We start from the raw sequence: 25,787 nt of genomic DNA on the forward strand, positions 1-25,787 counted from the left end.
GGGAGGCGCGGTGCCAGCCCGCACCGCGCCTCCCGCCCGGACATCCGCGAGCCGCACCGTCACGTCGTGGTGACCCCGTTCAGCCGCGCCTCCTCCGCGTCGTACCCCGACCGCACCTGCCGCAGCACGAGGTCGTCGATCTCGTCGGCGTCTCGCAACCGCAGGAGCGTCGCGGCCTTGTGCCGGACCAGGGCGAGCTCGAGGGCGACCGCGGTGTCGTGCCGTTGCAGCGCCGGGTGGTCGTCGTCCTCCTCCTCGCGGGCCTGGATGACGTCGAGGTGCGCCTCGTAGTCCTTCCGCACCCGCTCCACGGTCGCTCGGTCGGCGCCGGTCGAGCGGGCCAGGCGGGGGAGTGCGTCGAGCGCCTCCTCGATCGCGGTGCGCTCGGCGTAGCGGCGCTCCTCGCCGACCGACTCGTCCTCGGGCAGCGCGGCCCGGCGGAGGACGGCCGGCAGCACCAGGGCCTGCCCGACGATCGTGACGACGACGACCCCGGCGGTGACGAAGACGATGAGGTCCCGGTCGGGGAAGGCCGCGCCGGACTCGAGGGTCCGGGGCACGGCGACGGCCATCGCGAGCGACACCGCCCCGCGGAACCCGGCGAAACCGCTGACGAGCCGGTCCCGGTGGCCCTCGCGCGGTGCTCCGCCGGACCGTCGGGTGACGAGCCACACGGTGCCGCCGGCAGCGTTGAGGAACGCGAACCGCACGAGCACGAGGGCGATCGACACGGCGGCGATCACGCCGGTGGCGCGCAGGAGCTCGGCGGGCTCCAGTGCACGGGCGGCGACCATCGCCTCGATGCCGACGAGCACGAACAGCGCGCCGTTCAGCAGGAAGGTCAGGAACGACCAGAACGCGCGGACCTGCTGACGGGTCTCGGCGCGGTCGAGCTTCGGACCGACCTGGCTCACCACGATTCCGGCGGCCACGACCGCGAGGACGCCGGAGGCACCGATCGCCTCGGCACCGAGGAACGCGACGAACGGCACGAGGAGCGTCACCAGGTTCTCGAGGACGACCGTGTCGACGCGCCGGAGCACCTGTGTGCCGAGCCACGCCGCGACCAGACCGGCCGCCACGCCGCCGAGGTAGGACAGCGCGAGCATGCCCGAGACGCCCCAGAACGTGAGCTCCTGCGTGCCGACCGTGACCGCGACGGCGATCCCGTAGACCACGAGGGTGGTGCCGTCGTTGACGAGGCTCTCGGCACGCAGCACCGTGACGTTCCGTCGCGGCAGCATCTTCGTGAGCACCCCGACGGCCGTGGCGTCGGTCGGGGCCACGGCGGCACCGAGCACCCAGGCCGGACCCCACGGCATGCCGAGCAGGTGGAGCAGGACGGCGACCGCCCCGGCCGTGACGACGACGAGCAGTGTGCCCATCAGGACGATGCCGCGCAGGTTCTTCCGGATCTCGCGCAGGGACGTCGTCAGGCTCTCCCAGTACAGCAGCGCCGGCAGGAAGAGCAGCAGGACGGCGTCGGCCGGGAGCTGCACACCCGCGAACTCGGGCACGAGGGCGAGCAGCGCGCCGAAGACGAGCAGCAGCACCGGCGGGGCGACCCGGATGCGGTCGGCGATGCCCGCCGTCAGGGCGATGGCGAGGCCGAGCACGACCACCAGTTCAGGTCCCAGCACACGCACTCCTCGATCGACCGACACCCCAGTCAACGCGGTGGGCGCTGACAGCGCACACGCGCGCCGGGCGGTGGTCGCGACCAGTGCCGGACGGGAGGCGCGGGTCGGGCCCGACCCGCGCCTCCCGTCCGTCAGACGCGCAGGTCCACCGCGGACGACGCGCGGACGCCGTCCACCTCGACGACCACCCGCTCACCCCAGAACGCGACGCGGTCGCGCACGGCGGCGACCGCGGGGAAGGGGTCCGGGTAGGACCACGCGACGTCCTCGACGGTGCCGTCCGCGCGTCGGACACCCCAGTACGCGGTCGCGTGGCCCTTGTACGGGCACTCGCTGGCGGTGTCGGTGGCGACGAGCTCGTCGAACCGGACGTCCTCGCGGGGCAGGTACCAGCGCGTCGGCAGGCCGGTCTCGTACACGGCGACGGGCGAACGGGAGTCGGCGAGCACCCGGTCGCCGTCGCGGACCACCACGTGCCGACTGCTCGGCAGTGCGTCCACCCGGTTGTGCGGGTCACGGGGGTGGGTGATGACGCGCTCGTCCTCCTCGTACCAGGCGTCCAGGATCCCCGGGGTCCACGTGACGCCGAGCCACCCGTCGAGGCCGTCGTCGTCCCACGACCAGGCGACGTGCGGGACGACCCGGTCGGGGAGCCGGAGGTGGTACCAGCGTCGGGCCGGTCGGACCGGGCGCCAGGACCGACCCGGTGCGGGTGCGTCGTCCGCCGGCGACAGGAGGTCGGTGCGGACGTCGGCTCGTGGGATCCCGTACTCGGGGACCTTGTGGCCCGCCTCCCACACGAGGATCGGCGCACGGGTGTCCACGACCGTCAGGCCGTCGACGACCGCGCGGACCCAGCGGCTGCTCGGCTCCCACGTGAGATGGTCCGGCAGGGCGGGGTGACGACGGCGGAGGGTGTCGGATTCGACGGGCTGCGGCACGGGGCGATCATGCTCCTCGGACGCCGTCCGTGCGCACTCCTACGTTGTGTGACGTCGCGCAACGCTCCGTTACGTCGCCGCTCGTGGACCGTCGGTGGTGCGTGTTTGCATCACTCCACTGACGAGGGAGTGTTCCATGACGCACGTCGAACGGGCCGCCCGCGTGGCCTCGGTGCCACTGCGGATCGCGGTGTTCTCGCACGGGACGGAAGCGCCGCCGGCGAGCCGGGCGTACCGCGACGAGCTGGACCTGTTCGCCGCCGCGGAACGACTCGGGTACGAGAGCGCGTGGGTCCGGCAGTTCCACTTCCGGCACGACGACGACCCGACCCGCGGCGGGCTGCCGTCACCGTTCGTCTTCTTCGCTGCCCTCGCCGAGCGCACCTCGACCCTGCGGCTCGGACTCGGTGCGGTGACGCTCCCGCACGAGGACCCGGTCCGCGTCGCCGAGGACGCCGCGGTGCTCGACGCGCTCAGCGACGGCCGGGTCGAGCTCGGCGTCGCGAACGGCGGCGGCCCCGAGACCCTCGACGTCTTCGCGCCGGACCTCGCCCACGCCGAGCACGAGGCACGTCGGGCGGCCTTCGACGCCCAGCTCGACGCGCTGCTCGGTGCGCTCCGCGGGGAGCCGCTCGGGACCGGCACGGCCCGACTGAACCCGGACGGCAGCGCGCTGCTGGACCGGCTCTGGGACGCCACCCTCACCGCCGGCAGCGCTGCGATCGCCGCCACCCGGGGACACGGGGTCCTGGCCGGCACCACCCAGACAGTACCGGCCGAGGTCACCGCCGCCGCCTACCTCGACGCGCTGCCCGACGGCGCGGTGCCGCGGGTGGCGCTCTCCACCGCGATCTACCCGGCCCGTGACCGCGCCACGGCGCTGCGCGAGGCCCGTGCCGGCATCGAGGCGAAGTACGCGTGGGGCGAGTCGTTCCTGCCCCCGGCCTCGACCCTGGCCGAGAAGGCCGCGTCGCTGAACCTGCACTACGGCACCGCCGAGGACATCGCCGAGTCGATCCTGTCGAAGCCGTACTCCCGGTACGCCACGCAGCTCAACGTGCAGGTCGAGCACGGCTACGCCGACCAGGGGCGTCGGCGCGAGGCCCTCGCGCTCTTCGCGGAGGACGTCGCGCCACGCATCGGGGCGACGGTGGGGCCGGTCGCACCGGCACGGACACGAGAGGCGGTGACGGCATGACGCGCGACGGCGGCCTCGTGCTGGGCGGGATGGTCTTCTACCCGGGCGGTGAACACGTCACGAGCTGGCGGCTGCCCGGCAGCGAACCGGAGCAGTACCTCGACGTGGAGTACTACGTCCGGTTCGCCCAGACGCTCGAGCGCGGCGGGTTCGCGACGCTCTTCATCGCCGACGAGCTCTATGTCTGGGACCGGTTCGACTCCGGCATCGACCACGTCGTGAACATCCGCACCGAGCCCTTCACGCTGCTCGGCGCGCTGTCGCAGCGGACCGAGCACATCGGACTCGCCGCCACGGTGTCGACGACGTACAACGAGCCGTACCACGTCGCCCGGAAGCTCGCCTCGCTCGACCACCTCAGCGAGGGCCGCGCCGCGTGGAACCTCGTCACGAGCGCCTCCGACGAAGAGGCGTGGAACTTCGGACGGTACGCCAACCTCGACCACGCGGTGCGCTACCGGCGCGGGGCCGAGTTCGTCGACGTCGTGCAGGGACTCTGGGACAGCTGGGACGACGACGCCTTCCTGCACGACAAGCAGTCCGGGTACTTCGCCAAGCGCGAGGGCCTGCATGTCCTCGACCACCAGGGGGAGTTCTTCCGGGTGCGGGGACCCCTGAACATCGCCCGTCCGCCCCAGGCGCACCCGGTGCTGTTCCAGGCCGGCGCGTCCGAGGCCGGCCGAGCGCTGGCGGGGGCGAAGGCCGAGGCCGTCTTCACGCTCTGGCAGGACGAGATCGCCGACGCGCAGGCGCTGTACGCCGACTACAAGCGCCGAGCCGTCGACAACGGCCGCGACCCGTCGTCGATGCTCATCCTGCCGGCCGTGTCGCCCGTCATCGGCGACACCGAGGCGGACGCGCTGCGCCAGCTCGACGAGATCGAGGAGCTCACGCCGGACCGCGTCTCGCTCGACCTGCTCTCGCACTACCTGCAGACCGACCTGTCCGACCGGCCGCTCGACGCGCCGTTCGAACACGTCTTCGACGAGTCGTCGATCACCCAGTCGAAGTCGGTGTACGAGTCGATCCGACGCATCGCCGCGGACGCCACGACGCTGCGCGAGGTCTACCGGACGATCCTGCGGCGCCGGTTCCTGCCCGGGACACCCGAGCAGATCGCGGACTGGCTGACCGAGCGCTACGAGCAGGACGCCGCGGACGGCTTCATGCTCGCGTTCTCGTCGATCCCGGTGAGCGTGGACCGGTTCGTCGACCAGGTGGTGCCGGAGCTCGAACGCCGCGGCGTGTACGACCGCACGTACCGCGGGGACACCCTGCGCGAGCACCTCGGGCTGGCGCGACCGGCGAGCACGCTCCGGACGGCGGAGGTCTCGGCATGAGCGACCGGATCCTGCTCGGTGCGTTCGCCTTCCACCCCGGCGGCGCACACGTCACCGGCTGGCGGCACCCGTCGTCGCGGCCGGCCGAGCACCTGACGATCGGCCACCACCGCCACATCGCGCAGAGCGCCGAGCGCGGGTTCTTCGACACGCTGTTCCTGGCGGACGGCCTGTACTTCTGGGACCGGTACCCGTCCGGCGTCGACCACTACGGCGCGCTCCGCCCGGAGCCGTTCACCCTGCTCGCCGCGCTGTCCCAGGTGACCAGCCGTATCGGACTCGCGGCGACGGTCTCGACCACCTACAACGAGCCGTACCACGTGGCGCGGACGATCGCCTCCCTCGACCACATCAGCCGGGGCCGCGCGGCGTGGAACCTCGTCACGAGCCGCTACGACGAAGAGGCCCGGAACTTCGGCGGCGACGCGCACATCGACCACTCCCGCCGGTACGAGCGCGGCCGCGAGTTCGTCGACGTCGTCCACGGTCTGCTCGACAGCTGGGACGACGACGCGATCCGTGCGGACGCCGCGTCCGGGATCTTCGCCGACCGGGACGGGCTGCACCGGCTCGACCACGACGGAGAGTTCTTCCGGGTGCGCGGTCCGCTCAACATCGCCCGGCCGCCGCAGGGCCACCCGCTGCTGTTCCAGGCCGGCGGCTCCGAGTCCGGCCTCGAGCTCGCCGCCGACACCGCGGACGCCGTGTTCACGCGGGGTGGGTCCGCGGCCGACGTCCGTCGGTTCGTCGACGACCTGCGCGCCCGGGCGGTCCGGCACGGTCGCGCTGCCGACGCCGTGAAGATCATGCCCTCGGTCATGCCGGTCGTGGGGGAGACCGCCGCCGTCGCCCGGGCCGAGGCGGACGCGGTCCTGGCGCTCACCCCGGACGCGCTCATCCTCGAGGACGTGTCGCACCAGATCGGCCAGGAACTGTCGGGGCGCGACGTCGACGTGCCGTTCGACTACGCCGAGGAGTTCGACACCTCGAACGAGACCCGGTCGCCGAAGCCCGCGGTCGAGCGCCTGCTCGCGGACGGGCCGGCGACGCCCCGCGACGTCTACTCGTGGTCGTACCGGCGGAGCCTGCTCACCGGCACCGGGCCGGAGATCGCCGACCGGCTCGAGGAACTCGCGGACGACGGCGGAGCGGACGGCTTCATCGTGCAGTTCCCGTACCTGCCGGGTGGCATCGACCGCTTCGTCGACCACGTCGTGCCCGAGCTGCAGCGCCGCGGCCGGACCGCCACCACGTACGACGACCTCACCCTGCGCGAGCGGTTCGGACACCCCCGCGTGCCCGACCGTGCGCACCGCTGACCGCACCACCCCCTGCACCCCGAACCCCAGGAGCCAACCATGACCGTCGACCTCACGTCGCGGCGGCGTCGCCTCAAGCGCCTCGCCCTCGCGGCCACCGCGTCCGCCCTCGCCCTCACCCTCGCCGCGTGCTCGTCCGGCGGCGACGCCTCGTCCGGCTCGTCGGACGCCGGCACCTACACGCTCGGCCTCCAGGAGCCCGACAGCACCATCAACCCCCTCACCACGTCCGACTACAACGCGATGTTCATCGTCGGGCTGGCATCCGAGGGACTCCTCAGTCAGGACGCGCAGGGCAAGCTCGAGGGCCGGCTCGCCGACTCCTGGAAGGCCTCGTCCGACGGGCGCACCTGGACCGTCACCCTGCGCGACGGCCTGAAGTTCTCGGACGGCGCCGCCCTCACGAGCAAGGACGTCGTCGCGACGTTCGACTCGATCATCGGCACGGACAGCCAGTCGCCCGGCAAGTCGAGCTTCGAGGGCATCCTCGGGTCCGTCGCCGCGGACGGCGACTCCGCCGTGGAGTTCACGCTCGACAAGCCCTACGCCGACTTCCCCTACCTGCTCACCGGCTCGAACACGACGATCCAGCCCGCCGGCTTCACGGCGTCGACGAACTGGGCGAAGCAGCCCGTCGGTGCCGGCCAGTTCGTGCTGTCGAAGTACTCCGCCGGCCAGGGCGCGACGTTCACGAAGAACCCCGACTACTGGGACGCGAAGGACGTCGACCTCGAGAAGGTCGACGTGAAGTTCTACGCCGACGACCAGGCACAGCTGCTGGCCTTCCAGAGCGGCGAGATCGACCAGATCGCGTCGAGCCCGACCGCGACCTCGACGCTGCAGGCCTCCGACTACAACGAGACCAAGCCGTACTACAACAAGTTCGACGGCATCTTCCTCGACGTGACCAAGGCGCCGTTCGACGACCCGGACGTCCGCGAGGCGTTCGCCCTGGCGCTCGACCGGAAGGAGATCGTCAAGACGGTCTACGGCGGGAACGCCGAGGTCGGCAACGACACCACGTTCTTCCCGAGTTCCGCGATCCAGCCGAAGGGCCTCGAGCAGCGGTCGCAGGACGCGGCGAAGGTGCGGGAGCTCCTCGGCGGCAAGACCGTGTCGTTCGAGATCACCACGCTCGACGCCGAGAAGGCGCTCGCCCAGGTGGTGCAGCAGCAGCTCGAGGCCGTCGGCGGGTTCGACGTCACGCTCAAGGTGCTCACGAGCGCGCAGTACTACGCCGACGGGGCCGACACGCCGTGGCTCAACGCCCCCGTGACGATCACGAACTGGGCGCAGCGACTGCCGGCCCAGTACGTCGACCTGATCTACCGGTCAGGCGCCGCCTGGAACGCGTCGAAGTACTCGAACCCGGAGCTCGAGACCCTCGTCGACCAGTACGAGTCGACCACGTCGAAGTCCGAGCGGCAGGACCTCGCCGACCGGATCGCGACGATCGAGTGGACGGACCTGCCGGTGATCGTGCCGGCGTTCGCGTCGAGCAGCATCCTGCTGCAGAAGCGCGTGACGGGGACCTTCCGGTCCGGGCAGGACTTCCCGGGCGGGTTCGACTTCCGCGGGATCGGGGTCACCTCGTCATGAGCACCGCGCGCCGCCGTCGTCTGCTGTCCCTCGTCGGCCAGCGGGTCGTCCAGATCCCGCTCGTCCTGGTCGTGGTCTCGATCCTCACGTTCTGGCTGGTCCAGGTCGTCCCGGGGGACCCCGGTCGGAACGCGCTCGGGCAGTACGCGACGGCGGCGCAGGTGCAGGCCTGGAACGTCGACCACGGACTCGACGGCTCCCTCGTGAGCCGGTACCTGCACTGGATCGGCGGGTTCGTGACCGGCGACTGGGGCACGAGCTTCGTGTACTCCGAGCCGGTGCGGGACCTGGTGCTCGGACGGCTCGGCAACTCGCTCCTGCTGGGCGCGTACGCCTTCGTCATCATGGTGCCGGTCGCCCTCGTGCTCGGCGCCGTGCAGGCTTACCGCCAGGGGCGCCGGTCGGACCGTGCCGTGACGGTGGGCCTGCTGACCGTCTCCGCGATCCCGGAGTTCGTGGTCGGGATCGTCCTGCTGCTGGTCTTCGCGGTGTGGCTTCGCGTCGTGCCCGTGCAGGCGTCCGGGGCGCTCGACGCGGGGTTCGGCGAGCGGCTCCGGGTGCTCACCCTGCCGGCGGTCGTGCTGGCCCTGGCGTACCTCGCCGTCCTGACCCGGATGGTGCGGGCCGGGGTCATCGAGACGATCCGGTCGCAGTTCCACCGGACCGCGGTGCTGAAGGGGCTGACGACCGGTCAGATCGTCCGGCGGCACGTCGTCCGCAACGCGCTCATCCCGACGTTCTCGGTGCTCGGGATCTACCTGGGCACCCTGCTCGGCGGGAGCGTGATCGTCGAGACGCTCTTCTCGTACCCGGGGCTGGGCGCGCTGCTCGTGTCGGCCGCCGAGCGGAAGGACGTGCTCCTGCTCGAGAGCGGCGTGATGCTCGCCGGAGCGCTGTCCCTCGGCGCGCTGCTGCTCACCGACCTCCTGTTCGTCGTGGTGGACCCCCGGATCCGGTTCGAACGGCGGGTCACCGCATGACCGCCGTCGTCCCCGGAGCCCTCGCCACCGACGCCCCGGTCGCCACCGGGCCGGAGCAGACCGTCGGGTCGCGCCGTGCCCGCCGTGGCTGGCGCGCGCTGCTGCGTCGGCCGACGTTCCTGGTCTCGGTCGCCGTCCTCGTCTGGTGGGTCGTCCTCGCCGCCGGGTGGCACGCGCTCGGGTTGCAGCCGTTCGCGAAGACCGGGGAACTCCTGCAGGCGCCGAGTGCGGCGCACTGGTTCGGTACCGACTCGCTCGGGCGTGACGTCTTCGCCCGGGTCGCGGCCGGAGCCCGCCCGGCGCTCGTCATCGGCCCGTTCGGTGCCGCGCTCGCGACCGTCCTCGGGGGCACGCTCGGACTCGTGGCCGGTTTCCACCGCGGCTGGGTCGACACCGCCCTCATGCGGTTCTTCGACGTGCTCCTCGCGCTGCCGAGCCTCATCTTCCTGGTGGTGCTCGTGGGGGCGTTCGGCGTCTCGACCCCGGCGCTCGTGCTCATCGTCGGCGTGCTCTTCGCACCGGGCATCGCGCGCATCGTCCGTGCCGCGGTGCTCGTCGAGATGGGCAAGTCCTACGTGCAGGCGGCCCGGCTCCAGGGAGAGAGTGCGCTCCGGGCGATGCTCACCGAGCTCCTGCCGAACGTCGTCGGGGTGTTCGTCGTGCAGGCCGTCCTGAGCCTCGGTGCCGCCATCTTCATCACCGCGTCGCTGTCCTTCCTCGGCCTCGGGTCGCAACCACCGGCCGCCGACTGGGGCCTCGACATCAACGCGAACCGCGCCTACCTGCAGGCCGCCTGGTGGACGGTCGTCTTCCCGGGCGTCGCCGTGGCGTCGATCGTCGTCGCCGCGAACCTCATCGCGGACAACCTCAAGGAGGTCGCCGAGTGAGCGAACCGCTGGTCCGGGTCGAGGGACTCACCGTCGCGTACCGCGGCGTCAGGGTCGTGGACGGGGTGTCGTTCACGATCGAGGCGGGCGGATCGTACGGCCTCGTCGGCGAGTCCGGCTCCGGCAAGAGCACGGTGGCGGGGACCCTCACCGCCTCGCTCGGTCCGGATGCCGACGTCTCAGCGGCGGCGATCGCCGTCGACGGTTCGGACGTGCCCACGCTCCGCCGCGAACGGCTCCGGCTCTTCCGGCGTGACGTGGTCGCGGTCGTGCACCAGGAGCCGGGCCTCGCGCTGAACCCGACGATGCCCGTCGGCCGTCAGGTCGCCGAGGTGCTCCGTGCCACCGGGTCCGGGCGGGCCGAGGCCGAGTCCGGCACGGTCGAGGCGTTCACCCGCGTCGGCCTGCCCGACCCGGACACGATCGGCGTCCGGTACCCGCACGAGCTGTCCGGCGGGCAGCAGCAGCGCGTCGCGATCGCGATGGCCCTGGTCTCCCGGCCGCGGCTGCTCGTGCTCGACGAGCCCACGACCGGCCTCGACAGCACCGTCGAGGCGGGGATCATGGCGCTGATCGACGAACTGCGCGAGGAGACCGGCTTCGCCACGCTCCTCATCAGCCACAACCTGCCGCTCGTCGGCGCGCACTGCGAGCGGGTCGGTGTCCTCCGGCACGGCGTGCTCGTCGAGGAGGGCTCCGCCCGAACGGTGCTCGGTGCGCCGTCCGAGCCGTACACGGTGCAGCTCGTCGAGGCGCTGCCGGACATCACCGCGGGCAAGGCCGCCCGCGGCACCACGGAGGACGACGTGCTCGTGTCGGTCCGCGGCCTCCGCAAGGAGTACGACGGTGCGGTCGCCCTCGACGGCATCGACCTCGACCTGCACCGGGGCGAGGTCCTCGGCGTCGTCGGGGAGTCCGGCTCCGGCAAGACCACGTTCGGACGCGCCCTCGCCGGCCTCGTCCGCTACGACGGCACGGTGACGACGGCTGCCTCCGCCGCGGGCGACGGCCCCGGGCGACGGACCCCGCCCGTGCAGGTCGTGTTCCAGAACGCCGACGCCTCGCTCAACCCGAGGCGGACCGTCCGCCAGGTGCTCGGCCGGGCGATCCGCCTGCTCGGTGGCGAGGGCAGCGCCGAGGACCTCGCCGCCCGGGTCGGACTCGACGCAGAGGTCCTCGACCGCCGGCCAGCGCAGCTCTCCGGCGGACAGAAGCAGCGCGTCGCCATCGCCCGGGCCTTCGCCGGTCCCGTCCCGCTGGTCGTGTGCGACGAGCCCACCTCGGCGCTCGACGTGTCCGTGCAGGCGCGGATCCTCGACCTCGTCCTCGACCTGCAGCGCACCACCGGGACGACATGCGTCTTCGTGTCGCACGACCTCGCGGTGGTGCGTCGCGTCGCCGACCGGATCGCGGTCTTCGACGCCGGGCGGATCGTCGACGTCGGTCCGGCCGAGCAGCTGTTCGACGCGGGACGGCACCCGCGCACGCGGGAGCTGGTCGCGGCCGCGTTCGACCTCCGTCGGCGAGCGGGCCTGGTCGCGTCCGTGCCCGACGGGGTGGTCGACGCATGACACACGGGTGCGGACGTCCGCGGTAGCGTGCCGCCATGAGCGACGACACGATCCCCGCCCGCGCGCGTGACACCCGCATCGCCGTCGTGACCGGCGGCGGCAGCGGGATCGGCCGCTCCGCCGCACTCGCGCTGGCGGGTGACGGGTGGACGGTCGTGGTCGCCGGACGGCGGCGTGGCCCGCTCGACGAGGTCGCGGCCGTCACGGAGCGCATCGTGCCGGTCGTCGCCGACGTCTCGGTCGAGGCGGACGTCCGACGGCTCTTCGACGAGACCGTCGCGCGGTTCGGCCGACTCGACCTCCTGTTCAACAACGCCGGCACCGGGGCGTCGGCGACGCAGTTCGACGAGATCACGCTCGACACCTGGGACGAGGTGCTGGCCGTGACACTCACGGGTTCATTCCTCTGCGCCCGTGAGGCGTTCCGGATCATGCGGACTCAGACACCGCAGGGCGGCCGCATCATCAACAACGGCTCGATCTCCGCGCACGCACCGCGTCCGCTCTCCGCGCCCTACACGGTCGCCAAGCACGCGGTGGCCGGCCTGACGAAGCAGCTCCAGCTCGACGGTCGGGCGTTCGGCATCGCCTGCGGGCAGCTCGACATCGGCAACGCCGCCACCACGATGGGATCGGGCGCGGCGGACGGGACGATGCAGGCGGACGGCTCGATCCGCCCCGAACCGACGATGGACGTCGCCGAGACGGGCCGTGCGGTCGCGTACATGGCCGGGGTGCCGGCCGGCACGAACGTGCCGAACCTGACGGTAATGCCGACCGCCATGCCGTTCGTCGGTCGCGGCTGACACCGGACAGGAGGGACGGTGCGGCTCGGCGCGCACCCGGAGTCCTCGACGGCGCGGGTCTGCCGCGGGGCGGACCGTTCAGCCCCGAGCGGCGTGCGCCCCACCGGGCAACGACCGCCGCGCCCGCCGCCACCACGCACCCCACGGCAGCGAGGTCGCGAGCGCCAGGCCGATCACGACGCTGCCGAACCACCCGACGACGACGCCGGGGATCGGCACGAGCAGGCTCGTCCACAGCAGCACCGCGAGGATGCCCAGCACGTACGCCGCCCCCGCCTTGAGGTACCGGAGCCGCTTCAGCCCCGACGCCTCGTCGAGCCGCGAGGTCAGGCGCGCGAGGAACACCGCCCCGACCCCGATCGCGGCGATCGCCACGGCTGCCTGTTCGAGCGCCCCGAGCCCGTCACCGCCGAGGACCCCGGAGCCGGACAGGCTGTAGACCCCGTCGAGGATCTCGAACAGCATGAACACCACGAGCCCGCGTTCGAAGACGACCGTCGAGGCGTAGGCGTGGATCCGCCAGGCGCCGCTCCCGGTCCCGATCGACGCCGTGTCGGTCCCGTCCGTGCTCCGGAGCGCCCACGCCGCGATCCGCTTCGATCCGAGGTACGCGCCGATGCCGATCGTCCCGCCGAGGACCACCGGCAGCAGCGTCGACGGGGACCACCCGGCGTCGACCCCCACGAGCACCGAGGTCAGCAGCACCCCGGTGCCGGCGGTGACCAGCGACCAGACGCGAGGGCGGGCGACCCGGGCGAGCCGCGCCTCCAGTCGGCCCAGCCAGGACCGACGCGACGCGCGGTCCGTGTTGAAGAGGTACTCGGCGAACACGAGCCAGATGAACGCGGCGCCGAAGGCGGCGAGGGCCGGCCGCACCTCGGCGAGGTGCGCCGAGAACGAGCCCGGTGCGAACACGGCCTCGCCCACCGAGCTCGCCGGGTCGGTCGCGTCGCCGACCGCCACCGCGGCCGGTGGGAGCAGCAAACGCATCGCGAGGACGCCCGCGACGATGCCGAGCGACAGGAACAGTCGCCGCGCGGGGGAGTGCAGGCGCGAGGCGATGCCGGCCATCGGGACCGACGAGTCGGCCGCCATCGCGATCTCGAGGAGCGCGAGCGCGACGAACGCGAGCGCCGCGGCCGGACCGAGCACGAACCACGCCAGGGCGCCGGCTGCGACGGTGGTGAGCAGGGGGACGGTCAGGAGCGATCTCGTGGCCATCAGCCCATCCAGCACCGTCGGCCTGGGCGGGCAGTGGAGCGCTCCTGGGCATCGGCCTGGAGGAACGGCTCGGTTCACCCGGGACGGGTGACGGCCCGTCCCCACTTGCGGGGACGGGCCATCGGGTCACGTCGGCAGGCGGCCGGGTGCGGCCTCCGGTGCGTCAGTCGTGGAACGTCTCGATGGACGCGCCGAGCGAGTTGAGCCGTTCCTGCAGCTGCTCGTAGCCGCGGGCGATGATGCCGACGTTGCGCAGGACGCTCTCGCCCTTGGCCGCGAGCATCGCCAGCAGGATGACCACGGCGGGGCGGAGGGCAGGCGGGCAGCTGACCTCGGCACCCGAGAAGTGCGTCGGGCCGGTCACGTCGAGCCGGTGCGGGTCGCGCAGGGTCACGCTCGCGCCCAGGCGGGTGAGGTCGAGCAGGTGGATCGCGCGGCCCTCGTAGACCCAGTCGTGCACGAGCGTGGTGCCCTCCGCCATCGCGGCGATGACCACGAAGAACGGCAGGTTGTCGATGTTCAGGCCGGGGAACGGCATCGCGTGGATCTTGTCGATCGGCGCGTGCAGCTCGGACGGGTGCACCGTGATGTCGACCAGGCGGGTGCGACCGTTCGCGGCGGGGTACTCGTCGGTCACGTCGAAGCGCAGGCCCATCTCGGCCAGGGTCGCGAGCTCGATCTCGAGGAACTCGATCGGTGCGCGCGTGACGGTGAGCGTGGAGTCGGTGACGATGCCGGCGGTCAGCAGGCTCATGGCCTCGACCGGGTCCTCGCTCGGCCAGTAGTCCACGACCTCGTCGATGCGGCTCTTGCCGGTGATCCGGAGCGTGGTGGTGCCGATGCCCTCGATCTCCACCCCGAGGAGCTCGAGGAAGAAGCAGAGGTCCTGCACCATGTAGTTCGGGCTGGCGTTGCGGATGACGGTCTCGCCGTCGCGGGCGGCCGCGGCCAGGATCGCGTTCTCGGTGACGGTGTCGCCGCGCTCGGTGAGGACGACCGACTTCGTCGGGACCTCGGTGTTCGCCACGTCGACCTCGTACCAGCCCGACGTCGCCTCGACGTCGACGCCGAACGGGCGCAGGGCGATGAGGTGCGGCTCGACCGTACGGGTGCCGAGGTCGCAGCCGCCGGCGTACGGCAGGCGGAAGGACTCGTACCGGCCGCTGAGCGGACCGAGGAACATGAGGACGCTGCGGGTCCGGCGGGCGGCATCGGCGTCGATCGCGTCGAGGCGGAGGTCGGACGGGGCGACGATCTCGAGGGTCTCGCCGTCCTCGGACCAGGTGACGGTCGCACCGAGGCTGCGGAGCACGTCGATGATGCGGTCGACCTCGACGATGCGCGCGACCTTGTGCAGGCGGGTCACACCGCGGTTGAGCAGCGAGGCGCACAGGAGCGCCACGGCGGCGTTCTTGCTCGAGTTCACCGCGATCGAGCCGCTGAGCTTGCGGCCGCCCTGCACGCGGAGGTGGGCACGCTGCGGGGCGCCGCCGATCGAGACGATCTGCTGGTCGAGGGCGTCGCTGATGCGGGTGAGCATCTCGAGGGACAGGTTCTGGCCGCCCTGCTCGATGCGGTTGATGGCGCTCTGGCTCGTGCCGACGCGTTCGGCGAGCTGGGCCTGGGTCATGCTGCGACCCTTGCGGGCGCCCCGGATGAGGGCGCCGACCTCGCGGAGCGGGGCCGGGGTGGTCGGGGGAGCGACGATGGTGGTGTCGGTCATGAGGGGAACGCTAACACGCTCATGAGATAAATCGCGGGGGACAACGCCCAGACTTCTCAGCATTGAGTCGGGAATACACCGTTTGTGAGAACTTCGCCGTCACCTGTCGTCCAGCGGAACGCGTCACCGTCGAAGGTCCAGACCGTCGCGGCGTCGTCGTCGACCACCGGTTGCGGGTCGCGCAGCCACACGGTGGTGCCCGGCGTCCACCCGGCGATGACGCTCGCGGTGTCGGGGCCGACCGGGATGGCGGTGCCGGCTGCGCGGAGCCACGCGTGGACGGTCACGTGGACGGCGTCGTGGGTCTCGGCGAGCGCGGACCAGTCCGGTGTCAGCCACCGTCCGTCGCGGCCGGTGGTGCGGTACCAGTCGTGCCGGCGCGTCGTGTCGCTCACGTCGACGGACCACCGGCGGCAGAGCGCACCCCAGTCCTCCGCGGAGTCGACCACCAGGACGCGGACGTCCGCTGACGGGTGGAGCGGCGCGACGGTGGCACGCTCCCAGCCGAGCCCGTCCTCCACCGCCCAGAGCCCGATCGGGCCGAGGGTCCCGACGGCGGCGGTGGTGGTGAGGAGCTCGGACGGGGGTGTCGACCACCAGGAGCCGCTCACGTTCGCCGCGGCCGGGCGACGACGATCGCGGGGCCGCACGGCGGCCACCTCGGTCGTCAGTGCGCGCTGCCACGAAGTGAGGCTCCGGGCTGCTGCTCCCGGACCGGCGCCGCGGTCGGGGTGCCGCCCGTGCTCGCCGTCGAAGACCGTGCTCCACTGCGTCACCGCTCCGGGCGGTTCGACGACGGCGGTCACCGCGGGGAGGGACGCCCAGGTGCTCGCGAGCCGGGCGAGCGCCGGGGCGAAGTCGGCCCGGGCGAGCAGGGCGTCGGTCGCGTCCGGCTCCTGCCAGGACATCGCGGTGTCGGCCGTGTCCGCGAGCGCGCGGAGGACCTGCGTGGTGTCTATCGACCGCGGGTCGACCCTGTCGATGACCGCCTCGAGCGCGTGGACGACCTCGGACGTCGCCGGAGCGGGCTCCGGTCGGTCTGCACCGGGTCCGAAGAGCGAAGAAGCGTTTCCGCGATCACGCTCGAGGTGGTACTCCGCCCAGAAGCCCAACTGGTACAGGTGCTCGGCGACCGTGGACGACTCGTCGGCCGCGTGTCCGAGGAGCTCGAAGCAGAAGCGGCGGCCTCGGGGGCCCACGAGCAGGTCCTCGGGGGTGATCACGGCGTCAGGCTACTGCGCATGCCCTCGGTCAGGGGCGTGCGAGCCGGCCGCGCACGATCGAGTCGCCCGAGTGCGCCGGGTCGCCGTCGTCCGCCTCGGCCGAGACGTCGACGACCGGGAAGCGTGCGGTGTCCATGCCCGACGGGACCGTGAACCGCCCGCGGTCACCGTCGAGGAACCCCACGCTGACGAGCCCGTCGAGGTCGGAGCGCATCATCCACACCTCGCGCAGGGCACCGGTACCCGTTCGTCCGGTCCCGCCGCGCAGGTCGACCACGAGCGAGAGCCGCCCGTCGCGGTCCCGCTCCAGCTCGGCGGTGCCACCGGCCCCGGACCATCCGGGCAGCGCGTCGAGCTCCGCCCGTGCGAGCACGGTCTCGGACGCCGAGCCGGGGAGCCCGGGCAGGGCATCCGTCGCCACGCCGATCCCGAGCACGATCGCGAACGCCCCGACGACGGCCGCGACGGTCAGGAGGACGCGCCGACGGCGGTGGACGCGGGGACCACCGGGGGTGACCCGTCCGCGGGGGCGGGTCGTTCCTCCTGGGCGGCCCGTTCCGGAGACCGCGACCGGTGCGGGTGACTCCGCCGGGACGCGCGGCGGACCGTCCCGGACCTCGGCGGCGATGCGGTCCCAGACCGCCTCCGGGGGCGCGTCGAGCCGGACGTGGGAGGACGACCGCGTCACGGCGGCGACGCGCTGCAGGTCCGAGACCTCGTCACGGCACCGGGCGCAGGCAGCGAGGTGCTCCGTCACGGCGTCGTCGGCCACGACACCGGAGACCGCGAGCATGGCGAGCGTCTCGTCGTCGACGTGCTTCATTCGATCACCTCGAGACGTGTTCGGAGCCGAGCCAGACTTCGGTGGATGTGACTCTTGACGGTGCCGAGGGGGAGTCCGAGCCGCTCGGCGATCTCACGATGGCTCAGCTCGTCGTAGAACGCCAAGCGCATGACCCGGCGTGGCACGTCGTCCAGCCGGTCGAGCTCGCCCGCGACCAGTGCGCGTTCGGCCAGGTCGAACTCGGACTCCGGTGCCGCCGCGGTCTCCTCGACGACGGTCGGGTCGGTGGTCCTGGCGTGCCGTGTCCGTTCCGCGAAGGCGTCCGCGATGCAGTTCCGGGTGATCCCGACGAGCCAGGCGCCGAGCGGGGCCCGCTCCGGGTCGTAGCTGGCACTCCGGCGCCAGGCCTTCACGAAGACCTGTTGCGTCACGTCCTCGGCCGCCGACTGGTCGCCCAGCGCGCGGAGCGCCAAGGAGTAGACGAGCGGGGACCACCGGTCGTAGACGGCGCGCAGGGCGTCCTCGCTCCCGGCGCTGAACGCGTCGGAGAGCTCGCTGTCGTCCGGGAGAGTGGTCGTCACTGGATCCTGTCGCTGGCGTGGTCGTCGTCGGCCGTGACCCGATCGTACGGCGGACGTGATCGGTCCGGTCAGGCGGGCGTCGCGCTGATGACGAGGTTGCTCTCGTAGTGGTGGGTGGACTCGTCGAACACGCCGCCGCAGGAGACCAGCACGAGCCGTCGCGGGCCGTCGGTCCGGAAGACCGAGGCCCACGGGAGGCCACGTTTGGCGACGAGGGCGACCGAGTCGATCCGCCACCGGGTCCGGTCACCGGCCGTGTCGGTCAGGGTGACGGTCGTGCCGGCGGGGACGTCCCGGAGGTGGGCGAACGGCCCGACGCCGTAGCCGACGGCGTCGACGTGGGCGGCGATCACGACGGTCCCCGTGGTCGACGCCGGTGCTGCGCCGTACCGGTACCAGCCGGCGACGGCCGGATCGGGCGGCAGGGACATCGCGCCCTTGTCGTCGACGCCCTCGGGACGGACCTCGGCCCCCACGCCGGCCCAGTCGACGGCGATCCGGGACGGAGCGGCGACCCGGACGGCCGGCGGGACCGTGGCGCGGACTTGCGGCACCGCGGTCGAGAACGCCGACGGCACCGGGGTCGGCGTCGACGACGGACCGGTGACGATCGCGGTCGAGGGGTGCCCGTCGGGGGTGGGGGAGCCGCCCGACGAGCACCCGGTCAGGATGGTCGCGGCCACCGCGGCGACGACGAGCGCCGCCGCGGTGGTCCGGACCGGGGACGGCACGGTCAGTGACCCGAGTCCTGCCGCTGGTCCCCGGTCACGGTGCGGCGGCGCCGGAGCACCACCGCGCCGATCGCGACCGCAGCCGCGAGGGCTGCTGTCGTCCCGCCGACGATCCCGACGGTGTCGGTCCGGTTCGTCGCTACGAGTCCGGCGTTGCCCGCGGGGACCCCGTTCGGCGTGCCGCCGACGCCCGAGATCGTCTGGGTGGCGAGCGCCAGGTTCTGGTCGTCGAGGCTGCCCCAGGCGTACACGATCGTGTCGGCGCCGGCAGTGACCGCGACGTCGGCCGGACCGATCACCGGGTCGGTCGTGCCGGTGGCGGCGACGGATGCCGAGACGGTGCCGGCGGGGAGCTCGAGTGCCTGCTCGTCCGGGTTCGACAGGTTGCTGACGACGGCCTTGCCACCGGCGAGCACGTCGACCGCGGGAGCGGCGGCGACGTGCCGGACGATCAGGCGTCCCTGCCCGGCCGGGGTGGCCGAGACATCGTTGGTGAAGAGCGTGGCGGTGGGCTTGCCGCTGGTGTCGTCGTGCGCGACGGCGGTGTAGTTCCCGCCGGCGTCGAGCGTGACGTCCACGGGGCCGATGACCGGCTTCGACGCATCGGCTGCGTCCGACGCGGTGATCGCGAGCTGGTGTGCGCCCGCCGGGACCATCATCGGGCCGGCGAGGGTCCCCGGCGTGAAGTCGTCGAGGGCGCGCTTCCCGTCCAGGTAGACGTCGACCGTGACGTCCGGGACGGCGTGCAGGACGGAGAGCGTCGCGTCCCCGGTGGCGGCGGAGGCGGTGGCCGCCGGGACCGCGGCCGCAGCGGCGGCGAGCAGCACACCGGCGGCGAGGCCGGTGGCGAGGGTCTTGCGCATGTCGGGTCTCCTTCTGGCCCCTTCGGGCCGGTACGGACGACGTCGTCGTCGACGTCACACCGGCACTACCGGCGGACGGGGCCGATCGGATGCACCCGATCCGGAATCCGGTGTCGGCAGGTCACGCCGGTCACGCCGGCCACGTCGAACGACCGGTCATGCCTAACGACCGGCCCGGGCCCGCCGATAGTCCTCGGTGCAGCCCACGGACGGGCAGCATCCCGCCCCACGGACGGCGGCGGGACGATCGAGAACCAGGACGGGCCATGATCGTCGTCACACGACTCAACGGCAGCGGATTCGCTGTCAACCCCGATCTCGTGGAGCGCATCCAGGAGACGCCGGACACGACGCTCATCATGGTCGACGGCGCCAAGTACATCGTCCGCGAGTCCCTGGCCGACGTCATCGACCTGATCGCCGCGTACCGGGCACGCATCGTCGGCATGGCCTACGGGACGGACACCGCCGCTCGGGACGCCACCGGCCCGCAGCCGACGCTGGCACCGGTCGCCCCGATCCACGCCGTGTCCACCGACCGGGCACCCCGCACGCAGGACGGGGGTCGCTGACGTGGACATCGCGACGATCATCGGGATCCTGCTCGCCTTCGGCGCCCTGTTCGGCATGGTCGAGATGGAGCACGTCGAGCTCGCGGGGCTGTTCCTGCCGGCACCGATGCTGCTCGTGTTCGGCGCCACGATCGGTTGCGGCATCGCGAGCACGACCCTCAAGGACGCCATCGCCAGCTTCAAGGCCGTGCCGAAGGCGTTCACCGGCAAGGTCACCCCGCCGCAGTCGGTCATCGACGACGTGGTCGGGCTCGCCGAGACGGCCCGTGCGAACGGTCTGCTCGCGCTCGAGCAGGAGGCCGACAAGCACGACGACCCGTTCATGAAGAAGGCGCTGCAGAACATCGCGGACGGCACGGACGGCGACGAGCTGCGGATCCTGCTCGAGGACGAGATCGAGTCGAACGCCGCCCCGGTCCGGTCGGCCAGCTCGTTCTTCATGGGCCTCGGCGGCTTCGCCCCCACCGTCGGCATCATCGGCACCGTGGTGTCACTGACCCACGTCCTCGCGAACCTCGGCAAGCCCGACGAGCTCGGTCCGCTCATCGCGAGCGCGTTCGTCGCGACGCTCTGGGGCCTGCTCACCGCCAACTTCCTGTGGCTGCCGATCGGCGGCAAGCTCCGCAAGCTCGCGCAGCTCGAGGCCGACCGCCAGACGCTGCTCATGGAGGGGCTCCTCGCGGTGCAGGCCGGCAGCCAGCCGCGCCTGCTCGGCGAGCGCCTGACCGCCATGGTCCCGCCCGCGGCGCGCGGTGGGGACGCCAAGGGCGGCAAGGCGAAGGCCGGCAAGGGCAGCGACGCGGACGCCGACGACCAGCAGCTGACGGCCTGACGATGAGCGCCAACCCCCGCGGGCGCGGTCGCGGACGCGCGAAGAAGTCGCACGACGAGGCCGAGCACCCCGACGAGCGCTGGATGGCCTCGTACATGGACATGATCACCGTGCTGATGTGCATGTTCCTCGTGCTCTTCGCGATGTCCACGGTCGACCAGCAGAAGTACATCCAGCTGAAGAACTCGCTCGCCACGGGCTTCGGCGAGGTGAAGTCGCAGAAGATCGACACCGCGTCGGGCACGGTCGTGACGAAGGACGAGGTCAAGGACGGCTCCGGGTACTCCGTCGACAAGTCCCAGGCAGACCACTCGACCGCGTCGTCCGGCACGAAGGACACCAACGTCGACCCGGCCTCCACCGTGGTGCCGACGACCGCGACGAAGGCCGACGTCGCCGCGGCGAAGAAGGAGCTCGACGACCTGCAGGCCATCGAGCAGGCGATCAAGGCGAACCTCGCGAAGGCCGGGCAGACGTCGAACGTGCAGTTCACGGTCGACGCCCGCGGGCTCACGGTCCGGCTGGTCGGCAGCGAGACGTACTTCACCACGAACAGCGCCGACCTGTCCGACCAGGCGAAGCGGATCATGGACGCCATCGCACCGGTGCTGCGGACCAGTGGCCACGACGTCAGCGTCGAGGGCCACGCCGACCAGCGGAACTCCACCGCGCCGTACGCGACGAACTGGGAGCTGAGCGCCGCCCGCGCGACCGGGGTGCTCCGCGACCTCGTGGAACGCGGCGGGATGCCGGCTGATCACGTCCAGAGCGTCGGGTTCGGGTCGAGTCGCCCGCTCGCGAAGGGCGGGTCGGATGCGGACATGACGCTGAACCGGCGGGTCGACATCGTGGTGCTGTCGAACCAGGACCAGGACGTCAGCGCGCTGATGCCGGCCCTGGCGAAGGCGCAGGACGGAGCACGAGCCGGCTGAGCGCACCACCGCCCCAGAACGGGGCACAGCACTGACGGGACGTCCCCGGCGGACCGATAGACGCACCCGTGACCGAGACCCTGCCAGCGCCCGAGGTGTACGACTTCGCGCGCCCGTCGACGCTCGCCCGCGAGCACGCCCGGGTCCTCGAGCTCGCCTTCGAGACCTTCGCGCGCCAGTGGGGCACCCAGCTGACGGCGAAGGTCCGCGCGGTGAGCCAGGTCACGTGCGAGCAGGTCCAGATGACGACGTACGACGAGTACGCCGCCTCGCTGCCCGCACTCACCGGCATGGTGCTGCTCCCGATCGCGGACGTCGTCCCGAAGGGCGTGCTGCAGGTCCCGCTCGACGCCGCGCTCACCTGGGTCTCGCACGCGCTCGGCGCCTCGAAGCCGCTCCCGACGCCGGACCGGACGTTCACCCCGATCGAGCAGGCGCTCGTCCGCAAGATCGTCGAGGACGCCCTCGACGACCTGCGCTACTCGTTCGGCGGCCTGCTCGCGCACGACGTCACCGCCGGCGGCTTCCAGTTCAACTCGCAGTTCGCCCAGGCCGCCCAGAAGGGCGACCTCATGATCGTCGCCTCGTTCACGATCCGCGTGGGGGAGCGCGTCGCCCCCGGCACGCTCGCGCTGCCAGCCGACGCCGTCCTGCCGCAGCTCGGCGAGGCCGCCGCCCACGTCACCCCCGCCGACGCCCGCGCCCTCGTCGACGCGCAGCTCGCCGGCGTCCCGGTCGGCGTCAGCCTGCGGTTCGCCCCGGCGACGGTGCTGCCGTCGCAGGTCCTGCGCCTCGCCGTCGGCGACGTGCTGCCGCTGCCGCACCCGCAGCACCGCCCCCTCACCATCGCGGTCGACGGCGAGCCCGTCGGCACCGCCGCCGTCGGCGCGAACGGCTCGCGCCTCGCCGGCATCGTCGTCACCACCACATCGGAGCAGCCCGCATGACCGTCACGACCACCCTCCACACGCAGGCGGCCGAGGCACTCGCCGCGCAGCTCCCGACGGCCGCTCCGCTCGCAGCGGTGGCGGTCCCGGGAGGCGCGACCCCCGTCGCCCTCGAGGCGGCCGGTGACGCGGTGGTCGCGTCCTTCGTCGGCGGCCTGTCGGCCGACTTCGTCCTCGTGCTCACCGACCTCGAGGCCGTCGTCGCCGCGGGCGGCACCGACCACGGGATCGTCGACGTGACCGACGTGCTCCGTCCGTCCCTCGAGGCCGCCGCCGGTGTCCTCGGCGTCGGCGTCCTCGGCGAGGCTCGGCGCGAGTCGGCCTCGGCGCTCCTGGCCGACCCGGACGCGGTCGTGTTCGAGCTGACCGCTGGCGGCGTCCCCGGCGGCTGGTTCGCGCTGCGCGTCCGCGAGAACGGCACCGTGTCCGCACCGGCCGCCGCGGCACCGACGACGAGCCTGCCCGCCGGGAACCTCGGCCGGATCAACAACGTCGAGATGACCCTGACCGTCGAGATCGGCCGCACCCGGATGTCCGTGCGCGACGTGCTCGGCATGGAGCCCGGCGCGGTCGTCGAACTCGACCGCAGCGCCGGAGCCCCGGCCGACGTCCTGCTCAACGGCCGGCTCATCGCGCACGGCGAGGTCGTCGTCGTCGACCAGGACTACGCGGTCCGGATCACGAAGATCCTCGACGTCGCCGAGAGCGTCTGAGCCCCGACGTGGACACCGCCGTCATCGTCCTCCGCGTCGCGCTCTCGCTCGGCGTCGTGCTCGCCCTCATGTGGGTGCTGCACCGTCGCGTCGCGAAGAGCGGCCTGGGTGCGGGCAAGGCCAAGGGCCGCCGCTCGGCGTCGGTCGAGGTCGTCGGCCGCCAGGGCATCGGCGGCAAGGCGAGCGTCGTCGTCGTCGACGTCGAGGGCGAGCGCCTCGTGCTCGGTGTCTCCGAGCACGGTGTCGCCCTGCTCACCAGCGGACAGGCGCCGGCGCCGGAACTCACGATCGTGACCGGGCCGGTGACGCTGCCGGTGCGTCCGACCCCGTCGGCCGACGCGTTCTCTCGGGAACTGCAGCGACAGGACCAGACCGAGCCGTCCCTCCAGGACCACCTACCCATGCGTCCCCGCAACCGCCGCTCGCAGCGCACCACGCTGCCCACGGCGCAGCAGCTGCAGGGGTCGATCCTGTCCGCCGACACCTGGCGGCAGGCCGCCTCGGCGCTCCGGAACCGGCGGGCCGGGTGACCGCGGCACGCACCGGACGCTTGATCGCCCTCCTCCTGCTGGGGGTGACGATCGTCGCCGGCTTCCTCATGCTCACGGCGACCGGCGCCCACGCGGCCGGTGTCGTGCAGCCGACCGCTCCCGCCACGCCCACGCCGCCGTCGACCGGTGACTTCAGCGTCAGCGTGAACGGCCCGGACGGCACCCCGTCGTCCGCCGTCGTCACCCTGATCGGGATCACCCTGCTCAGCGTCGCACCGGCCCTCATGCTGATGATGACGTCGTTCACGAAGATCTTCGTGGTGCTCGCGATGACGCGGAACGCCCTCGCACTGCAGTCCATCCCGCCGAACCAGGTGCTGGCAGGGCTCGCGCTGTTCCTGTCGCTCTTCGTGATGGCACCGGTCCTCGGGCACATCAACGACGACGCCCTGCAGCCGTACCTCGCCGGCCACCTCGACTTCACCCAGGCGGTCGAGATCGGGACGAAGCCACTGCGGACCTTCATGCTGCACCAGACGCGTGAGGAGGACGTGGCGCTCATCACCCGTGCCGCCGGTCAGGACAACCCGAAGTCGATGGCCGACGTGCCGATGACGACGGTGATCCCCGCGTTCGTGATCTCCGAGCTCCGCAGCGCCTTCATCATCGGGTTCGTCATCTTCATCCCGTTCCTGGTGATCGACCTCGTCGTCTCCGCGGCACTCATGTCGATGGGCATGATGATGCTCCCGCCGGTCATGATCTCGCTCCCGTTCAAGATCCTGCTGTTCGTCCTCGTCGACGGGTGGGGGCTCATCATCAAGTCCCTCATCGAGAGCTACCAGGTGGTGCACTGATGAACCAGCAGGCCGTCATCGACCTCACGCTCCAGGCGCTCCTGGTGTCGGCGAAGCTCGCCGCGCCCGTGCTCGTGACGTCGCTCGTCGTGGGCTTCGCGATCTCGCTGTTCCAGTCGGTCACGCAGATCCAGGAGGTCACGCTCTCCTTCGTGCCGAAGGCCGTCGCCGTCGCGATCGCCCTGGTCGTCTGCGGCAACTGGATGATCTCGGAGATGGTCGGGTTCACGCACGTCGCGTTCGACATGATCCCGAAGCTCTTGGGCACGGCCTGATGGAGCTGTCGATCGACGGCGACCGCCTCGAGGCGACGATGCTCGCCGGCGTCCGCCTCGTCGCGTTCTTCGTCATCGCGCCGCCGTTCTCGTACCGCGCGTTCCCCGCGACGGTGAAGGTGATCCTCGGCATCGGGCTGGCGATCGGCGTCGCCCCGCGCGTCGCGGTCGGCTACGAGTCGCTCGACACCGGACCGTTCCTGCTCGCGCTCCTGACGCAGCTCCTCGTCGGACTCGCCCTCGGGTTCCTCGTGTTCCTCGTGTTCGCCGCCGTGCAGTCGGCCGGTGCGCTCATCGACCTGTTCGGCGGGTTCACGCTGGCGCAGGCCTTCGACCCGCAGTCGCAGGTGAACGGCGCCCAGTTCACGCGGCTGTTCCAGATGGCGGCGCTCGCGCTGCTGTTCGCCTCGGGCGGGTACCAGCTCATCGTCGCCGGACTCGTGCGCTCCTTCGACGCGGTGCCCCTGACCGGCACGTTCGACCTCGGCGGCCTGGCGTCCGTGCTCGTCACCGCGCTCACGCAGATGTTCCTGTCCTCGCTGCAGATCGCCGGGCCCCTCGTGGTGGTGCTCTTCCTCGCCGACGTCGGCCTCGGCCTGCTCACGCGCGTGGCCCCGGCGCTCAACGCCTTCCAGATGGGCTTCCCGATCAAGATCGGGCTGACCGTCGTCTTCGCCGGCGCGCTCTTCATGGCCCTGCCGTCCGTCGTCTCGTCCCTCACCGGCGACGCGGTGGCCGCGATCACGGGACGGGGGTGACGA

Annotated in this window: 26 protein-coding genes; 17 read left to right on the top strand and 9 right to left on the bottom strand. The window is 72.3% G+C overall.

Features of this window, described 5'->3' with window-relative positions; genetic code table 11:
• Positions 1 to 59: 59 nt before the first annotated feature.
• Both J2X60_RS11445 and J2X60_RS11450 read right to left on the bottom strand, forming a co-directional pair.
• Positions 60 to 1,640 carry a Na+/H+ antiporter gene (locus J2X60_RS11445; protein WP_309887557.1) on the bottom strand — a complete coding sequence of 527 codons (1,581 nt, stop codon included), beginning with the start codon at positions 1,638 to 1,640 and terminating at the stop codon, positions 60 to 62.
• 131 nt (positions 1,641 to 1,771) lie between these two features.
• On the bottom strand, positions 1,772 to 2,581 hold the full coding sequence (locus J2X60_RS11450; protein WP_309887559.1) for a DUF427 domain-containing protein: 810 nt from the start codon (positions 2,579 to 2,581) through the stop codon (positions 1,772 to 1,774).
• 136 nt (positions 2,582 to 2,717) lie between these two features.
• Between J2X60_RS11450 and J2X60_RS11455 the strand changes: the two genes are divergently transcribed.
• The 8 genes from J2X60_RS11455 to J2X60_RS11490 are packed head-to-tail and all read left to right on the top strand — an operon-like array spanning position 2,718 to position 12,281.
• Positions 2,718 to 3,779, top strand: a complete 1,062-nt coding sequence (locus J2X60_RS11455) for an LLM class flavin-dependent oxidoreductase (protein ID WP_309887561.1) — start codon at positions 2,718 to 2,720, stop codon at positions 3,777 to 3,779.
• Positions 3,776 to 5,119 (top strand): LLM class flavin-dependent oxidoreductase, encoded by a 1,344-nt coding sequence (locus J2X60_RS11460; RefSeq protein WP_309887563.1) that lies wholly within the window; start codon positions 3,776 to 3,778, stop codon positions 5,117 to 5,119. The genes J2X60_RS11455 and J2X60_RS11460 overlap by 4 nt, the downstream gene beginning before the upstream one ends.
• Complete coding sequence (locus J2X60_RS11465) at positions 5,116 to 6,438, top strand: NtaA/DmoA family FMN-dependent monooxygenase (protein ID WP_309887565.1); 1,323 nt, start codon at positions 5,116 to 5,118, stop codon at positions 6,436 to 6,438. Before J2X60_RS11460 ends, J2X60_RS11465 begins: the two co-directional genes overlap by 4 nt.
• Before the next feature lie 39 nt (positions 6,439 to 6,477).
• Entirely contained in the window at positions 6,478 to 8,037 is a 1,560-nt protein-coding gene (locus J2X60_RS11470) for an ABC transporter substrate-binding protein (protein WP_309887567.1), read from the top strand.
• Positions 8,034 to 9,017: an ABC transporter permease gene (locus J2X60_RS11475; RefSeq protein WP_309887569.1), complete on the top strand. Its 984-nt coding sequence runs from the start codon at positions 8,034 to 8,036 to the stop codon at positions 9,015 to 9,017. Before J2X60_RS11470 ends, J2X60_RS11475 begins: the two co-directional genes overlap by 4 nt.
• A complete protein-coding gene (locus tag J2X60_RS11480) occupies positions 9,014 to 9,904 on the top strand; it encodes an ABC transporter permease (RefSeq protein WP_309887571.1) in 891 nt (296 codons plus the stop codon). Before J2X60_RS11475 ends, J2X60_RS11480 begins: the two co-directional genes overlap by 4 nt.
• Positions 9,901 to 11,475 (top strand): ABC transporter ATP-binding protein, encoded by a 1,575-nt coding sequence (locus J2X60_RS11485; protein WP_309887573.1) that lies wholly within the window; start codon positions 9,901 to 9,903, stop codon positions 11,473 to 11,475. The genes J2X60_RS11480 and J2X60_RS11485 overlap by 4 nt, the downstream gene beginning before the upstream one ends.
• 35 nt (positions 11,476 to 11,510) lie before the next feature.
• On the top strand, positions 11,511 to 12,281 hold the full coding sequence (locus J2X60_RS11490; RefSeq protein ID WP_309887575.1) for an SDR family oxidoreductase: 771 nt from the start codon (positions 11,511 to 11,513) through the stop codon (positions 12,279 to 12,281).
• 78 nt (positions 12,282 to 12,359) lie between these two features.
• Here J2X60_RS11490 and J2X60_RS11495 read toward each other — a convergent pair whose 3' ends face one another.
• From J2X60_RS11495 to J2X60_RS11525, 7 genes are all read right to left on the bottom strand, one after another.
• Positions 12,360 to 13,502, bottom strand: coding sequence for a DUF475 domain-containing protein (locus J2X60_RS11495; protein ID WP_309887577.1), 1,143 nt, complete (start codon positions 13,500 to 13,502; stop codon positions 12,360 to 12,362).
• 163 nt (positions 13,503 to 13,665) lie between these two features.
• Entirely contained in the window at positions 13,666 to 15,225 is a 1,560-nt protein-coding gene (locus J2X60_RS11500) for a UDP-N-acetylglucosamine 1-carboxyvinyltransferase (RefSeq protein ID WP_070418895.1), read from the bottom strand.
• A gap of 56 nt (positions 15,226 to 15,281) precedes the next feature.
• Positions 15,282 to 16,448: a hypothetical protein gene (locus J2X60_RS11505; protein ID WP_309887578.1), complete on the bottom strand. Its 1,167-nt coding sequence runs from the start codon at positions 16,446 to 16,448 to the stop codon at positions 15,282 to 15,284.
• Positions 16,449 to 16,476: 28 nt separating this feature from the next.
• Positions 16,477 to 17,271, bottom strand: coding sequence for an anti-sigma factor domain-containing protein (locus J2X60_RS11510; RefSeq protein ID WP_309887580.1), 795 nt, complete (start codon positions 17,269 to 17,271; stop codon positions 16,477 to 16,479).
• Complete coding sequence (locus tag J2X60_RS11515) at positions 17,268 to 17,813, bottom strand: RNA polymerase sigma factor (RefSeq protein ID WP_071294616.1); 546 nt, start codon at positions 17,811 to 17,813, stop codon at positions 17,268 to 17,270. The genes J2X60_RS11510 and J2X60_RS11515 overlap by 4 nt, the downstream gene beginning before the upstream one ends.
• 68 nt (positions 17,814 to 17,881) lie before the next feature.
• Complete coding sequence (locus tag J2X60_RS11520) at positions 17,882 to 18,544, bottom strand: sortase domain-bontaining protein (RefSeq protein ID WP_309887582.1); 663 nt, start codon at positions 18,542 to 18,544, stop codon at positions 17,882 to 17,884.
• 2 nt (positions 18,545 to 18,546) lie between these two features.
• Positions 18,547 to 19,407, bottom strand: coding sequence for a DUF4397 domain-containing protein (locus tag J2X60_RS11525; RefSeq protein ID WP_309887584.1), 861 nt, complete (start codon positions 19,405 to 19,407; stop codon positions 18,547 to 18,549).
• 266 nt (positions 19,408 to 19,673) lie between these two features.
• Here J2X60_RS11525 and J2X60_RS11530 point away from each other — a divergent pair, with 266 nt between their 5' ends.
• From J2X60_RS11530 to J2X60_RS11570, 9 genes are all read left to right on the top strand, one after another.
• On the top strand, positions 19,674 to 19,979 hold the full coding sequence (locus J2X60_RS11530) for a flagellar FlbD family protein (RefSeq protein WP_261647256.1): 306 nt from the start codon (positions 19,674 to 19,676) through the stop codon (positions 19,977 to 19,979).
• A 1-nt stretch (position 19,980) separates the two neighbouring features.
• Positions 19,981 to 20,811 (top strand): MotA/TolQ/ExbB proton channel family protein, encoded by an 831-nt coding sequence (locus J2X60_RS11535; RefSeq protein WP_309887586.1) that lies wholly within the window; start codon positions 19,981 to 19,983, stop codon positions 20,809 to 20,811.
• Between the two features lie 2 nt (positions 20,812 to 20,813).
• Positions 20,814 to 21,743: a flagellar motor protein MotB gene (locus tag J2X60_RS11540; RefSeq protein WP_309887588.1), complete on the top strand. Its 930-nt coding sequence runs from the start codon at positions 20,814 to 20,816 to the stop codon at positions 21,741 to 21,743.
• A gap of 68 nt (positions 21,744 to 21,811) precedes the next feature.
• Positions 21,812 to 22,690 (top strand): flagellar motor switch protein FliM, encoded by an 879-nt coding sequence (locus tag J2X60_RS11545; protein ID WP_083403170.1) that lies wholly within the window; start codon positions 21,812 to 21,814, stop codon positions 22,688 to 22,690.
• The gene (gene fliN, locus J2X60_RS11550) at positions 22,687 to 23,403 is read left to right on the top strand and encodes a flagellar motor switch protein FliN (protein WP_309887590.1); all 717 of its coding nucleotides are present in this window, start codon (positions 22,687 to 22,689) and stop codon (positions 23,401 to 23,403) included. The genes J2X60_RS11545 and fliN overlap by 4 nt, the downstream gene beginning before the upstream one ends.
• A gap of 8 nt (positions 23,404 to 23,411) precedes the next feature.
• Positions 23,412 to 23,933, top strand: a complete 522-nt coding sequence (locus tag J2X60_RS11555) for a flagellar biosynthetic protein FliO (RefSeq protein ID WP_309779508.1) — start codon at positions 23,412 to 23,414, stop codon at positions 23,931 to 23,933.
• Between the two features lie 20 nt (positions 23,934 to 23,953).
• The gene (gene fliP, locus J2X60_RS11560) at positions 23,954 to 24,751 is read left to right on the top strand and encodes a flagellar type III secretion system pore protein FliP (RefSeq protein ID WP_309887592.1); all 798 of its coding nucleotides are present in this window, start codon (positions 23,954 to 23,956) and stop codon (positions 24,749 to 24,751) included.
• Complete coding sequence (fliQ, locus tag J2X60_RS11565; protein ID WP_070418905.1) at positions 24,751 to 25,026, top strand: flagellar biosynthesis protein FliQ; 276 nt, start codon at positions 24,751 to 24,753, stop codon at positions 25,024 to 25,026. Before fliP ends, fliQ begins: the two co-directional genes overlap by 1 nt.
• Positions 25,026 to 25,784 carry a flagellar biosynthetic protein FliR gene (locus tag J2X60_RS11570; protein ID WP_070418906.1) on the top strand — a complete coding sequence of 253 codons (759 nt, stop codon included), beginning with the start codon at positions 25,026 to 25,028 and terminating at the stop codon, positions 25,782 to 25,784. The genes fliQ and J2X60_RS11570 overlap by 1 nt, the downstream gene beginning before the upstream one ends.
• Positions 25,785 to 25,787: the final 3 nt, after the last annotated feature.

Source organism: Curtobacterium sp. 320, assembly GCF_031455235.1.
GTDB lineage: Bacteria > Actinomycetota > Actinomycetes > Actinomycetales > Microbacteriaceae > Curtobacterium.

Excerpts from the sequence above, each read along its gene's own strand:
- J2X60_RS11455 (WP_309887561.1), top strand. The coding sequence starts at position 2,718 with ATGACGCACGTCGAACGGGCCGCCCGCGTGGCCTCGGTGCCACTGCGG.
- J2X60_RS11460 (WP_309887563.1), top strand. The coding sequence starts at position 3,776 with ATGACGCGCGACGGCGGCCTCGTGCTGGGCGGGATGGTCTTCTACCCG.
- J2X60_RS11465 (WP_309887565.1), top strand. The coding sequence starts at position 5,116 with ATGAGCGACCGGATCCTGCTCGGTGCGTTCGCCTTCCACCCCGGCGGC.
- J2X60_RS11470 (WP_309887567.1), top strand. The coding sequence starts at position 6,478 with ATGACCGTCGACCTCACGTCGCGGCGGCGTCGCCTCAAGCGCCTCGCC.
- J2X60_RS11475 (WP_309887569.1), top strand. The coding sequence starts at position 8,034 with ATGAGCACCGCGCGCCGCCGTCGTCTGCTGTCCCTCGTCGGCCAGCGG.
- J2X60_RS11480 (WP_309887571.1), top strand. The coding sequence starts at position 9,014 with ATGACCGCCGTCGTCCCCGGAGCCCTCGCCACCGACGCCCCGGTCGCC.
- J2X60_RS11490 (WP_309887575.1), top strand. The coding sequence starts at position 11,511 with ATGAGCGACGACACGATCCCCGCCCGCGCGCGTGACACCCGCATCGCC.
- J2X60_RS11495 (WP_309887577.1), bottom strand. The coding sequence starts at position 13,502 with ATGGCCACGAGATCGCTCCTGACCGTCCCCCTGCTCACCACCGTCGCA.
- J2X60_RS11500 (WP_070418895.1), bottom strand. The coding sequence starts at position 15,225 with ATGACCGACACCACCATCGTCGCTCCCCCGACCACCCCGGCCCCGCTC.
- J2X60_RS11510 (WP_309887580.1), bottom strand. The coding sequence starts at position 17,271 with ATGAAGCACGTCGACGACGAGACGCTCGCCATGCTCGCGGTCTCCGGT.
- J2X60_RS11525 (WP_309887584.1), bottom strand. The coding sequence starts at position 19,407 with ATGCGCAAGACCCTCGCCACCGGCCTCGCCGCCGGTGTGCTGCTCGCC.
- J2X60_RS11530 (WP_261647256.1), top strand. The coding sequence starts at position 19,674 with ATGATCGTCGTCACACGACTCAACGGCAGCGGATTCGCTGTCAACCCC.
- J2X60_RS11540 (WP_309887588.1), top strand. The coding sequence starts at position 20,814 with ATGAGCGCCAACCCCCGCGGGCGCGGTCGCGGACGCGCGAAGAAGTCG.
- fliN (WP_309887590.1), top strand. The coding sequence starts at position 22,687 with ATGACCGTCACGACCACCCTCCACACGCAGGCGGCCGAGGCACTCGCC.
- fliQ (WP_070418905.1), top strand. The coding sequence starts at position 24,751 with ATGAACCAGCAGGCCGTCATCGACCTCACGCTCCAGGCGCTCCTGGTG.
- J2X60_RS11570 (WP_070418906.1), top strand. The coding sequence starts at position 25,026 with ATGGAGCTGTCGATCGACGGCGACCGCCTCGAGGCGACGATGCTCGCC.